Annotated in this window: 13 protein-coding genes; 10 read left to right on the forward strand and 3 right to left on the reverse strand. The window is 53.9% G+C overall.

Features of this window, described 5'->3' with window-relative positions; translation table 11 throughout:
* Positions 1–5 precede the first annotated feature (5 nt).
* The 5 genes from EDM60_RS02375 to EDM60_RS02395 are packed head-to-tail and all read left to right on the forward strand — an operon-like array spanning position 6 to position 3,910.
* Positions 6–611, forward strand: coding sequence for a QueT transporter family protein (locus tag EDM60_RS02375; protein ID WP_122962525.1), 606 nt, complete (start codon positions 6–8; stop codon positions 609–611).
* Positions 608–1,450: an energy-coupling factor ABC transporter ATP-binding protein gene (locus EDM60_RS02380; protein WP_122962526.1), complete on the forward strand. Its 843-nt coding sequence runs from the start codon at positions 608–610 to the stop codon at positions 1,448–1,450. Before EDM60_RS02375 ends, EDM60_RS02380 begins: the two co-directional genes overlap by 4 nt.
* Positions 1,447–2,268, forward strand: coding sequence for an energy-coupling factor ABC transporter ATP-binding protein (locus EDM60_RS02385; protein ID WP_122962527.1), 822 nt, complete (start codon positions 1,447–1,449; stop codon positions 2,266–2,268). Before EDM60_RS02380 ends, EDM60_RS02385 begins: the two co-directional genes overlap by 4 nt.
* Complete coding sequence (locus EDM60_RS02390; protein WP_233454058.1) at positions 2,259–3,053, forward strand: energy-coupling factor transporter transmembrane component T; 795 nt, start codon at positions 2,259–2,261, stop codon at positions 3,051–3,053. Before EDM60_RS02385 ends, EDM60_RS02390 begins: the two co-directional genes overlap by 10 nt.
* A gap of 14 nt (positions 3,054–3,067) precedes the next feature.
* Complete coding sequence (locus tag EDM60_RS02395; protein WP_122962528.1) at positions 3,068–3,910, forward strand: alpha/beta fold hydrolase; 843 nt, start codon at positions 3,068–3,070, stop codon at positions 3,908–3,910.
* Between the two features lie 44 nt (positions 3,911–3,954).
* Here the strand turns inward: EDM60_RS02395 and EDM60_RS02400 are convergent, their stop codons facing one another.
* Positions 3,955–4,650 (reverse strand): hypothetical protein, encoded by a 696-nt coding sequence (locus EDM60_RS02400; RefSeq protein ID WP_122962529.1) that lies wholly within the window; start codon positions 4,648–4,650, stop codon positions 3,955–3,957.
* A gap of 161 nt (positions 4,651–4,811) precedes the next feature.
* Between EDM60_RS02400 and EDM60_RS02405 the strand changes: the two genes are divergently transcribed.
* From EDM60_RS02405 to EDM60_RS02420, 4 genes are all read left to right on the forward strand, one after another.
* Positions 4,812–5,555 carry a gluconate 2-dehydrogenase subunit 3 family protein gene (locus EDM60_RS02405; protein ID WP_122962530.1) on the forward strand — a complete coding sequence of 248 codons (744 nt, stop codon included), beginning with the start codon at positions 4,812–4,814 and terminating at the stop codon, positions 5,553–5,555.
* Between the two features lie 17 nt (positions 5,556–5,572).
* A complete protein-coding gene (locus tag EDM60_RS02410; RefSeq protein ID WP_122962531.1) occupies positions 5,573–7,291 on the forward strand; it encodes a GMC family oxidoreductase in 1,719 nt (572 codons plus the stop codon).
* Positions 7,292–7,520: 229 nt separating this feature from the next.
* Positions 7,521–8,732, forward strand: coding sequence for a trans-sulfuration enzyme family protein (locus EDM60_RS02415; protein ID WP_122962532.1), 1,212 nt, complete (start codon positions 7,521–7,523; stop codon positions 8,730–8,732).
* 27 nt (positions 8,733–8,759) lie between these two features.
* Positions 8,760–10,214, forward strand: a complete 1,455-nt coding sequence (locus tag EDM60_RS02420) for a sigma-54 interaction domain-containing protein (protein WP_122962533.1) — start codon at positions 8,760–8,762, stop codon at positions 10,212–10,214.
* A gap of 61 nt (positions 10,215–10,275) precedes the next feature.
* Here EDM60_RS02420 and EDM60_RS02425 read toward each other — a convergent pair whose 3' ends face one another.
* The gene (locus EDM60_RS02425) at positions 10,276–10,605 is read right to left on the reverse strand and encodes an antibiotic biosynthesis monooxygenase family protein (protein ID WP_122962534.1); all 330 of its coding nucleotides are present in this window, start codon (positions 10,603–10,605) and stop codon (positions 10,276–10,278) included.
* A gap of 163 nt (positions 10,606–10,768) precedes the next feature.
* Positions 10,769–11,284 carry a stalk domain-containing protein gene (locus EDM60_RS02430; RefSeq protein ID WP_122962535.1) on the reverse strand — a complete coding sequence of 172 codons (516 nt, stop codon included), beginning with the start codon at positions 11,282–11,284 and terminating at the stop codon, positions 10,769–10,771.
* Positions 11,285–11,511: 227 nt separating this feature from the next.
* On the opposite strand from EDM60_RS02430, the gene EDM60_RS02435 reads away from it, so the two are divergent.
* Positions 11,512–12,201 (forward strand): uracil-DNA glycosylase, encoded by a 690-nt coding sequence (locus EDM60_RS02435; protein WP_122962536.1) that lies wholly within the window; start codon positions 11,512–11,514, stop codon positions 12,199–12,201.
* The last annotated feature ends 16 nt before the right edge of the window (positions 12,202–12,217 follow it).

Genomic DNA, 12,217 nt, shown 5'->3' on the forward strand with positions numbered 1-12,217 from the left:
CTTTGATGCAGACTTCATTGTTTCGCCGCCAATGGACGACAGTCGATTACGTGCTGATTGTCGTTACAGCGGCATTATATGCAGTTGCCATTATCATGCTGGCTAATATCAAGCTCATTCCTTCCGTACCGATTCGTCCGGCGAATGCCTTGCAGCCTGTTTTCGGCATGCTGTTCGGCTTGCCAGGTTGCATTGGCCTTGCTTTTGGCAATATGGTCAGCGACCTGTTGACCGGAGGAGCACCGCCACATGCGGTTGCGGTCGGGTTTTTCTCCAACTTTTTGGGAGGTTTCATCGGCTTTCTCACGGTGAGTCACCCGGCGCTGAAAACCAAACGCAGCTTCCTGCAATATTTTGTGTTCGTCGTTCTGATCAGCTCTGCTGTCGTGGCGTGCGCGATTTTGGTCAATGTGGCGCTCGGTCTGACGCCGATGGCGATTGCCTCTCTGTTTATTCCTACTGTGTTTTTGAACCAGGCGATCTCGACGGCGATTCTCGGCCCGATCCTGTTGAAGCTGCTGTACCCGTTTGTGAAGCGCTCCGGTCTGTATCGCGGACGACCGTTGCAGGAATACAGCTATCTCGGGCCTGAAAGCAGGATCGCCCAGTGATTCAGGAACCGCTGTTGCAACTGCAAGAGGTACATTGGCACTACGAAGATTCTCCGACCCCGGCGCTTACGGATGTGAGTCTTTGCTTGTATCCGGGCGAAGTAGTCGGGGTGGTTGGCCCGGCGGCAGCGGGAAAGACGACGCTTTTGCTGGCGCTTGCGGGGTTGATCCCGGCCAATTACGCAGGCCAGTTTGCGGGAAAACGCCAGGCGCAAGGGCAGCAGGGCGTTGTCTTCCAAGACCCGGAGACACAGTTTATCGGGCTGACGATCGAAGAAGAGCTTGCGTTTTCGCTGGAAAATGTCGGGTGCTCCGATGAGCAAATCGAGCAAAGAATCACAGAAGTGCTGCAACTGGTCGGCCTTCCCGGGTTTGCCGATCGCTCTCCTTTTGAATTGTCAGGGGGAGAAAAGCAACGTGTAGCAATCGCGTCTGCCCTGACGAATGGCCCGCAAGCATTGCTTCTGGACGAACCGACATCCGAGCTTGATCCATTGGGAGCGCGAGAAGTATTCGCGCTCTTGCAACGGTTGAAGCAGGAAAGTCAGATGACCATCGTCGTATCTTCTCATGCGACAGAGGAGCTGGCCGCTTTTTGCGACCGTCTGGTGCTGCTGGCAAAAGGGCAGATTGTGCTCAACTTGCCTGTAAGAGACTTTTTTGCCCAGACAGATGTGCTCGATCAGCACGGCATTTTTGTCCCTGATGTCATCCGCCTCTACCAGCTGCTCTGCCGCGAAGGCGTGCTTGCCGAAACGGCAGGCCCGTTGCCGCTTACGGTTGAGGAATTGGCTGCGCGATACAGAGAGGCACAGCTTGTTCGGGAGGGAAGCGTGTGAGCAGCGTAATTGAACTGGACGATGTCTGGTACGGATACGACCGGGAAAAGCCGGTATTGAACGGAGTATCCTTGCAGATACGGCAAGGAGAGTTCGTCGCGGTCATCGGGGGAAACGGCTCGGGAAAAACTACGCTCGCCAAGCATTGCAACGGTTTGTACAAACCGAGCAAAGGCAGCGTAAAAGTGAACGGCTGCGACACGAAAACGATGTCGACCGCCGAACTGGCCCGCACGGTAGCCTATTGCTATCAAAACCCTGACCATCAAATTTTCCACTCTACGATAGCGGCAGAGGTGTCTTTTGGCCCGAAAAATATGGGCTGGCCTGCGGAAAAGATCGAGCAAGCGGTGAACGAGGCGCTTGAAGCCGTCGGATTAGGCGGAATGGGCGAGGCAGAGCCTTACTTTTCCAGCAAAGGCACGCGGCAAAAGATTGCCGTTGCTTCGATTTTGGCGATGAAGCCCCAGGTCATCGTGCTGGACGAGCCTACTACGGGACTCGATTATCGGGGGATGCTGGAAATGATGGAGCTTGTCCGCCGCTTGCATGCAGCTGGTCACACGATCATCGTCATTACACACGACATGCGGTTGGTGGCGGAATACGCCGAGCGTGTGCTGGTCATGCATCGGGGAAGTCTGGTGTGTGACGGCGATCCGCAAAGCGTGTTTGCTGCGCCTGACATTTTGGCATCCGCGCAGGTGGAGGCACCCGCTGTTTATCGGTTTGGCGAAGCGGCGGGGATGAAAGGGCCGCTTCCGCTCACTTTGCAACAAATGACTCAAAAAATCGCGGGAGGTGGGCAATGGCGATGAAGCATGCCCATCCGAGCTTCGTTTTGCTGATGTTTCTTCTGCTTGGCCTGCTGCCGTTTCTGTTTCAAGACCCGAGAGCGCTGGCTGTGGTCTGGCTGTGCAATCTGGTGCTGATCGCCAGGCTGGGGTGGAAACGTTCGATGGTCAAAGCGTACGCGCTGGTGGGCGGAGTGGGCGCGGTTTTCGCGGCGATTACATGGCTGCCGTTCACGAACGTAGGCGTAGCGTACTGGAGCGGCAGCGTTCCATTGATCAATTACCCGCTGCAAGTAACCGATATCGGCGTGCTCTGGGCGTTGGGAATGGGGCTGCGCCTGGCGAATGTGGCGCTTTTGTCGATGTACTATTTGCTCTCCACTTCGCCGAGAGAGATTGCGATGGGCCTGCGCGGGCTTGGCGTCCCGTTTTCCGTCAGTTACTTGCTGTCGCTTATTTTCCGCTTTATTCCGCTGGTGAAAAATGATCTGGCGACGATCCGCGAAGCACAGATGGTGCGAGGGATGTCGACGGTGGAAGGCAATGCTTTTGAGCGCATCAAAAAATACGGGTTTTTGCTAGTTCCGCTCATTTTCAGTTCGCTGAAGCGCGTGCAGCTGATCGCCAATGCGCTCGATGCCAAAGGCTTTCAGATCAGGAACAGCCAGCATCGGTTTTACCGCAGCAAGCGCTGGAAAAAGGCGGAGGTCGTCATGCTGTTGGCAGGTGTCTGTGCGGTTGCCTCGCTGTTTTACATCGCCCGGGTGCATCCCGAGCATATTGGCGTCCTCATTCCGGGACGAATTTGACAGGGGAGGAAGCCATGAAAGTTGAGCAGGTCAAACATGTAGAGGTCGAAGCCGGGCGACTAGAGTACAGTGTGTCAGGCCATGCAGATGCTCCGGCGCTTTTGCTGCTGCATGCGATTCGCAATACGCGGCACCTGTTTGCTTCGCTGTTACCCGAGCTAGCAAAGCATTACCGGGTGGTGGCGGTCGATTTGCGCGGTCATGGCAACTCTACGGATCGCGGCCCGTTTGCTTTTGAGCGGATCGTCGATGACTTGGCCTGTCTGCTGGAGCAGGAAGGGCTGAGCCAAGTGGCGATTGTGGCGGCTTCGTTTTCGGCCGTGCCTGCGCAAATGCTTGCCGTCCGCGAACCGCAGCGGATTGCCTCGCTGGTGTTGCTTGATGGCGGTTACTACTCCCTGGGAGCGATGCCGGGCTTTGAGCATGATCCTACGGTCGAGCGCTTGTCATCAACCCGGTTTCAAACGGTAGAGGAAGCGGAAAGGCAATTTGCCAAAAGGTATGGCGGAAGGAAGCTTCCGGCAGGCTGGATGAGCACAGAGCTTGTGCGCAAGGAGGACGGCGGCTTTGGCTACCGTTTGCCGCGGGAGGCGTTTGACGGCTACTTTCATCAGTACGCGACATATGATCTGGATGAGCTGTGTCGGCAGCTGACGTGTCCGGTGCTGTTGCTTCTGGCAGATGAAAATCACTTGCCGGATGAAGCGCAGCGGTCTTTCTTCCGAGAAGCGGTCGCCAAATACCGGAGCGCTGTGCCGCAAGCGCAGGTGAGGACGATCGCCAATTCCTTGCATTTGTTGATGGTGACGCATCCGGATGAAACCGTGAATGAAATCAACCTGTTTTTGCATCGCTAAAAGGGACAAGCATCTGCTTGCCCCTTTTCTTTTTGTACTTTTGTCTATCGTTTTGCCTCGCGGAACAGCTTGTCCAGCTCGTCCGCCATTTTGTTGTCCCCTTTTTTGTCCCGCAAATGCTTTTTGACTTTTTCCAATGCGTCTATGCCTTTTTTCGAGCTGACTGTCCAGACTTGCGCGTCCGTTCCATACGAACGTTCTACTACGGTGCGCGCCTGGGCAAACAAGGCAGAGCGATCGCTGGTGCCAAGCACGCCTGTCGTGTTGTTTCTTGCCTGCTGTCCAGCCAGCCCGCTCGGCGTGTCGTTTCCTCGGCTGCTGCTGCCCGCATAGCTGCCGAGCAAGTGGGCTTGCATCGGGTCGATGGAGTTGATGGAGGCTTGGTTGGCAGTGGTTGGGGCGAGGAAAACCCAATCGCCGACGATTAACGCTTGTACACCGTGGACGCCTGCCGCGCCGAGTTGCGCCTCCAGCTTGGTCGAAGGGCCGCCGCTGTGCAAATGCGAGCTTCCGATCGAACTGTACAGATCGTGGCCCATGCCGCTAAATGTCGTGCCATGAGAGTTGGTTGTCAGCTTTTTGTCCCGGTCTACGCTGGGAATGACCGTCTCGCCCATTCCAGCAGGGTGTACAGTTTGGGTTCTGGCTGGCTCTTGCGGGGCGGCCTGGTTGTTACAGGCGGTGAGCAGCAGGGCAATGCCTACTCCGGCTCTGCATGCCCATGTTCCAAAGCGCTTCATCAGTATCCCTCCAAATTATGCTTGCTGTATTGGTAACCATATCCTTTGAATGTGTTTTGGAAATTATGTGTGGAGCATGCTGGGAAAATTTCCGCGAAATGCGTTTAGCCTGTCGCGAAAATGCGCAAACCATGGGATAGAGACAACTGGAGGTGGTAGATTTGGCAGAATCCAACAACAAACATGAGCAGCCAGTGTCACGGAGACATTTTCTGAAAAACACAGGGCTTGTGCTCGGTGGTCTGGTCGTGGGCGGAGTGGCAGGCAGTCTGCTACGCAAGCCGGAAGCACCGCCACAACCGGGAGCGACACCGGCTCCTGCTGCCGATTACAATCAGGCGTTGATGTATTTCAGCCCGGAACAGTTCAAAGTGGTGGATGCCGCCTGTGAGCGGATTTTCCCGGAAGACGAGCTTGGACCGGGCGCAAAGGCGCTTGGTGCAGCCTACTTCATCGATCACCAGCTTGCGGGCGATTGGGGCTTCAACTCTCGTGAGTACATGCAAGGTCCGTTTTATTCGGGAGAGGTGACCCAAGGCTACCAGGGAAGGTTGAAGCGGCGGGAGATTTTCGACATCGGCATTCAGGAGCTGAACAACTACAGCCAAGCTGCGCATGGCAAGCGCTTTTACGAGATTACGGCTGAGCAGCAGGATGCCGTGTTGAAGGCTTTTGAAAAGGACGATGTCAAACTGACGACGATTTCGGCCAGCGCCTTCTTCAAAATGCTGCGAGCCAGCACCATCGAAGGAATTTACTCAGACCCGCTGTACGGCGGCAATAAAAATATGGATGGCTGGCGATTGAAAAATTACCCAGGCAATCAAATGGCCTACACACAAATCATCGAACAAGACAAATTCGTGAAGATGGAGCCGCTCAGCTTGCGGGATCATCAACACTGACAGACGGGGTGAAGCATATGGCCAGAAAACTGCCCAAAGTGGATGTGGTAATCGTCGGTGTGGGCTGGGGCGGGGGCGTGATCGCTTCGGAGCTGACGAGGCAAGGGCTGACGGTCGTCGGACTGGAGCGCGGCAAAGAGCGGAAAACAGAAGACTATTTCATGGTGCACGATGAACTGCGCTACGCGCTTCGCTATGAAATGATGCAGGATTTGTCCAAGGAAACGATCACCTTCCGCAGCAATCCGAACGTGCGGGCGCTGCCGATGCGCTCATACGGTTCTTTTTTGCTGGGAACGGGGCTTGGCGGCTCGGGCGTTCACTGGAATGGCCACACGTTCCGGTTTTTGCCGTATGATTTCGAGATTCACAGCAAGACAGTCGAGCGCTACGGGCAAAAGAAAATTCCCGAGGGCATGACGATTCAGGATTGGGGAATCACTTACGACCAGCTGGAGCCTTACTTTGACAAGTTCGAGCGGATGGCGGGCATATCGGGTTCGGAAAATCCGCTTGGCGGCAAACGTTCCCAGCCTTATCCGACGCCGCCGATGAAAAGCACGCCCAGCATGAAGATGTTCGAGGAAGCGGCGAAAAAGCTGAACCTGCATCCTTATCCGCTCCCATCTGCGAATTTGTCGGAGGCGTACACGAATCCGGACGGAATTTCCCGGGCTGCCTGTCAATATTGCGGCTACTGCGAGCGTTTTGGGTGTGAGTACGGGGCAAAAGCAGATCCGGTTGTCACGGTTATCCCTGTGGCGAAGAAGACAGGGAAGTTCGAAATCCGCACCCATTCCCACGTGCGCCGCATTTTACATACGGGCAACAAAGCTACAGGTGTGCTGTACACGGACGTGACGACTGGAGAAGAAATTGAACAGCCTGCTGACATCGTCGTGTTGACGAGCTACGTGTTCAACAATTCACGTTTGCTGCTGATGTCCAAGCTGGGGCGACCGTACGATCCGACTACGGGCAAAGGCGTGATTGGAAAAAACTACTGCTACCAGGTTATGAAAGGCGGAGCTACGGGCTTTTTCGAGGAAAAGGAGTTCAACAATTACGCTGGTGCCGGCTCGCTCGGCATGGTGCTCGATGACTACAACGGCGACAACTTTGACCACTCCAGCCTGAATTTCATTCATGGCGCCAACATTAGCGTCTCCCAGTACGGGCAACGTCCGATCGCCAACAATACGGTTCCGGAAGGCACGCCAAGCTGGGGCAAGGAATTTAAGGCAGCCTCGCTCAAATACGCCAACCGCACGATCAATGTCGGGGCGCAAGGGGCCTCCATGCCGTTCCGTTACCATTTTCTCGATCTCGATCCGACGTACAAAGACGCGTTCGGAGATCCGCTGATCCGCATTACGTTCGACTTCGAGGAGCAGGACAGGCAGTTGGCTGCCTTTTTGTCCGACAAATGCGGGGACATTCTCAAGGAAATGGGCGCCAACAAAATCGAGGTGCGCGGCAAGCTTGGCCCTTACGACATTACCCCGTACCAATCCACGCATAATACAGGCGGAGTGATCATGGGGGCATCGCCGGAAACTTCGGCGGTCAACAACTACTTGCAAATGTGGGACGCGGAAAATGTGTTTGTCGTCGGCGCATCGTCTTTTGCTCACAACAGCGGCTACAATCCGACGGGCACGATGGGGGCGCTGTCGTACCGGGCGGCCGAGGGCATTTTGAAGTATCGGCAGAGCGGTGGCGGCATGCTGGTGTAGCTGTATTTTGTTACGATTGCAAAATGGATTTAGCGAATTTGCGAAAAGCCGTCGGTTTATATGACGGCTTTTTTTCGTATAGAAGCAAAACCTTTTCGCGAAAATGAGAAAATGCGTGAGCCGTAAAAGCGAGAATATCGCGGTTTCATGCGGTTTTTTCGTTGGCACGCTCCTTGCTATTACGATTTGCCAGTGATGAGCGAGAGGATCGCCAAAAGGAGAGACAATGATGAAAACGAACAACTGGAAGCTGGACACTGCTATTATCCATACGGCTCAAGAGCCTTGCCCGAATACAGGGGCGGTCACGGCAGCTGTCGTGCCTGCGGTCGCTTATGCGTTTCCCGATGCGGATTCCGCTGCTGCCTGCGTGGCCGGGGAGCGGGGCGGAACGTATTACGGCAGGTACGGCAATCCGACGATCGAGACGTTGGAGCAAAAAATCGCAGCGTTGGAAAACGGGGAGGCCGCTTTGGGCGTATCCAGCGGAATGGCAGCGATCTCCGGGGCGCTGCTTGCCTTTTTGCAGCAAGGCGACCATGTGGTGTGTACGCGGGATGTATACGGAGGCAGCTACAAGTTTCTTACTACAATGGCGCCGCGTTACGGCATTGCGACCGATTTCGTCGATTGTACCGATTTGCAGGCAGTGGAGCGGGCTTTCCGGGCCAACACCCGCGTGCTGTACATTGAGACGCCTTCCAACCCGTGCCTGACAGTCCTCGATATCGCCGCATTGTCCCGTTTGGCGCACGCACGAGGCATCGTCGTGATTGTCGACAATACGTTCATGACGCCTTATCTCCAGCGGCCGTTGGAGCTGGGAGCCGATGTGGTTGTCCATAGCGCGACCAAATATTTGAACGGGCATGGGGACGTTATCGCCGGGTTTATTGTCGCGAAAAAAGAGCAAATACAGTTCATGCGCAAAAACATCATGGGCGATCTGGGGCAAAACTTGAACGCATGGGACGCCTTCCTGATTTTGCGCGGATTGAAGACGCTCGGTTTGCGCGTCCGCCAACATTGTCAAAATGCGCAAGCTGTAGCGGAATACTTGGAAAAGCACCCGGCGATCGCGCACGTCTACTACCCTGGACTGGAATCCCATCCGCAGCATGAGCTGGCGAAGCGGCAAATGGCGGGGATGGGCGGAATCGTTTCCTTCGAGGTCAAGGGAGGGTATGACGCCGCCAAATCTTTCATTAACGCGCTGCGTCTCGCTATGATATCGTTTAGCTTAGGAGACCCGGAAACACTCGTGCAGCATCCCGCGTCGATGACTCATGCTTCCATTCCGGTGGAGGATCGTCTGAAGTTCAACATTACAGACGGTTTGATTCGCCTTTCAACCGGGCTGGAGGATGCGACGGACATCATTGCTGATCTGGAGCAGGCGCTACGCTGCGTCCCTGTGGCGGAGGCTGCTGCGAGAGGGTAAGGAACGTGACAGGCAGGAGGATCGACCATGACCGAATTTTCCCGGATAGAGAAATTCATCCAATCATACGCAGACAATATTTCCAAGGTGCTGGGGCTGGATGTCACCATCCTGGATGAACAAGGGATTCGGGTGAGCGGCACAGGCTACTATTCGGATTTGATCGGGCTGCCTGCGCCGGAAGGATCGTTTTTCCGGATGATTTTGCAGACTGGACAGCCAGGCATGATTTTTGACATGAAAAAGAACGACTCCCAGTGCATGAACTGCAAATTTTTGCAGCAATGCAGGGAGCTTGCAACAATCGGCTTCCCGGTACACAAGCGGGAAAAGACGGTCGGGGTCATCGGCATCATCGGCTTTTCGCCTGAGCAAAAGGAAAAGATGCTGCACCACTCGGAAAAGTGGATGCCGTTTTTGCAGCACACGAGTTCGCTGATCGAACACAAGCTGCTGGAACTGGATGCCGAACGGGAAAAAGGCTGCAACATCCAGGAGGAAATGCCGCAGGCAGTCGTCAAGCCTGTGTACTTCGCCCAACTGATCGGGGCAGATACAGGCTTGCGGGACGTGATCGCCAAGGCGAAGAAGGTGGCGGGCAGCATCTCTACTGTTTTGTTGCGCGGAGAGAGCGGTACGGGCAAAGAATTGCTGGCAAAAGCGATTCACAGCGAGGGGCCGCGCAGCAGACAGCCGTTCGTCGCAATCAATTGCGCGGCGATTCCCGAAACGCTGCTGGAGAGCGAGCTGTTCGGCTATGAGGGCGGAGCGTTTACAGGCTCTCGCCGCGAAGGAAAGCCGGGAAAATTCGAGCTGGCGCACAAAGGCACGATCTTCCTCGATGAGGTCGGGGATATCCCGCTGTCTTTGCAGCCCAAGCTTTTGCGTGTTCTCCAGGAAAAGACAGTAGAGCGGGTCGGAGGCGTGAAGACGCTGGAGATCGACGTCAGGGTCATCGCGGCGACTCACAAAGATTTGGAGAGCATGGTCAAGGAAGGGACGTTCCGCGAAGATTTATACTATCGGCTGAATGTCATCCCGCTTCGCCTGAAGCCGTTGCGCGAGCGCCGGGAAGATATCCCGCTGTACTTGCAGCATTTTTTGCATCGGTACGGGACACTTTTGCAAAAGGGCAGGCTGGAGCTTGACGCTTCGCTCGTTCACAGGCTTGCCGCATACGATTGGCCGGGAAACATCCGGCAATTGGAAAACGCCGTGGAATATATGGTCAACATGGCGGATGGATCGCTGATTGACCATGAGAGTTTGCCGGAATATTTGCTTGCGGAGGAAGCGACGGGGCGAGCAGATGAGGCGGGGGCGGGGCTGGAACAGCTTTTGGCTGATTATGAGCGCTCTGTTCTGAAAAAATATTTGGCGAGCAGCGCGTACCGTCAGGACAAAGCGGCGATTGCCAGCGAGCTGCAAATCAGTCTTTCTACCTTGTACCGGAAGATGGAAAAGTACAACCTTGATATATAAAACAAGCCTCTGTTTCGAGATGTTTTCTGCGAAACGAGGCTTGTTTATGTCGGGCAGGCAGTTAGACTTGCTGCTGTTCCGGGTGTTTGATCGCTTTCAGTTCGTAATGGCCGCTCTTGGAGTTGATGATGAACTCGGGACGCTTTTGCTCGCGCGCTTTGCGGTGTCCTTCGAGATGCGGCTCGCTCAATTCCCACTGTTTCCAAGCTTCTTTCGACTCCCAGCGAATCATGACCACGACTTCTTCTTCGTCTTTGCGCGGCTTTTGCACGAAAATGCTCAAGTCCACAAAGCCCGGAGCTTTTTCTACCACGCCTGGTTCGCTGAAGCTTTTGACGATTTCATCGGAGAAGCCTTCCTGTACCACGTATGTTTTGATTTCGACCATCATGAGCCAAACACCCTTCCACTGATTGATTGCTGTCTTTACTCATCGTATGGAGAGTGATTTTCAAAGTCAATCGAAAGTTGTCCAGTTACTGGAAAGCAAAAAGACAGCGGCTCCCCTACAGGCCGCTGTCCTTCGTTGTTTATATAAAAGAATAAGTGCATGCTTACAGCAACGATTTCACTTCTCCGGTATTCGGGTTCACGACGAACCATCCGTACGTGCTGGTGTAGCTGTCTCCGGACTGGAAATTGTTTACTACAGTTTGGTACACTTGAATGACATAGTGCCCTTTTTCGTCATCGTGGTCATATTCGACTACGTGTGTAGGTGTAAGGCTGCCTGCATATTTCTTTTTGACCAGTTCAACCGCTTCCATTTTCGAGTACATTTTGGCAACTGGCAGTTTACCGATAAAAATCGATTTCGTTTTGGCATCGTAAATGACTGGCTTGTTCAAGTTTTCTGCCACGAAACGAATCGGTACGTACACAGAGTTTTTGTACATGATACCTTGGACGTCGCTGCTCGGAGACTTTGGCACGCCTTCGAAGTAGTAAGTAAAAGGCGTATTTGTGCCTTCAGCCACATCCGGATAAGCTGGAGCCGCGATTGCGATTCCGGAAAAGAGTGCCGAGCCGACGATAATTCCCCCAAAAAATGATTTCAAGTCCCATTTCATGTCGAAAAACCTCTCCCTTTGTCTAAATCTTCCCAGAAAACATTATGTCAAAGATCATGGGAGAAAAGCTATCAAACGAGGGTAATAGGAAACATAGACTACGAATGGGAGAAAAGGTAGGACTAGCCGCGCCTGGTCCCAGACGGACAAACAGGTTGAAACGATGATTCAGTGAAAGGTCACTTTGTGGTAAGGTAATAGAAAGATTAGCGGATAAGGTGAGGAAAATGGCTATTTTGCAAAATGACTGGGCTCCCGTATTGGCTGGGGAGTTCGAGAAACCGTATTACTTGAAGCTCCGTCAGACTTTGAAGGAAGAATATCAGACACAGACCATTTACCCGGATATGTATCACATTTTTACAGCGCTTCATCTGACCAGCTACGAACAGGCCAAAGTAGTAATTTTGGGACAAGACCCTTATCACGGGCCGGGACAAGCCCATGGCTTGAGCTTCTCGGTCAAGCCGGGAATCAAACCGCCGCCATCTCTCGTGAATATTTACAAAGAGTTGCAAAGCGATTTGAATTGCGCCATTCCTGAGCATGGCTACTTGAGCCATTGGGCCAAGCAGGGAGTCATGATGTTGAACACGGTGCTGACGGTGCGGGCGAGCAATCCAAATTCGCACAAAGGCATCGGCTGGGAGACGTTTACCGACCAAATCATTCATTTGCTGAATGAGCGCGAAAAGCCGCTTGTGTTCATCCTGTGGGGAAAACACGCGCAAGAGAAGGCGGCCTTCATCGACAAAAAGAAACATTGCATCATCGCTTCGCCGCATCCAAGTCCGTTTTCGGCCAATCGCGGATTTTTCGGAAGCCGACCGTTTTCCCGGGCCAATGCGTTTCTGCGCTCGCAGGGAATGGAAGAGATCGATTGGCAATTGCCGATGCATGTAGAGGAAGAAGAATAAATGGGAAAAGGATCTG

Origin of the sequence: Brevibacillus parabrevis, from assembly GCF_003710905.1 — a bacterium.
Classification (GTDB): Bacteria; Bacillota; Bacilli; order Brevibacillales; family Brevibacillaceae; genus Brevibacillus; species Brevibacillus parabrevis.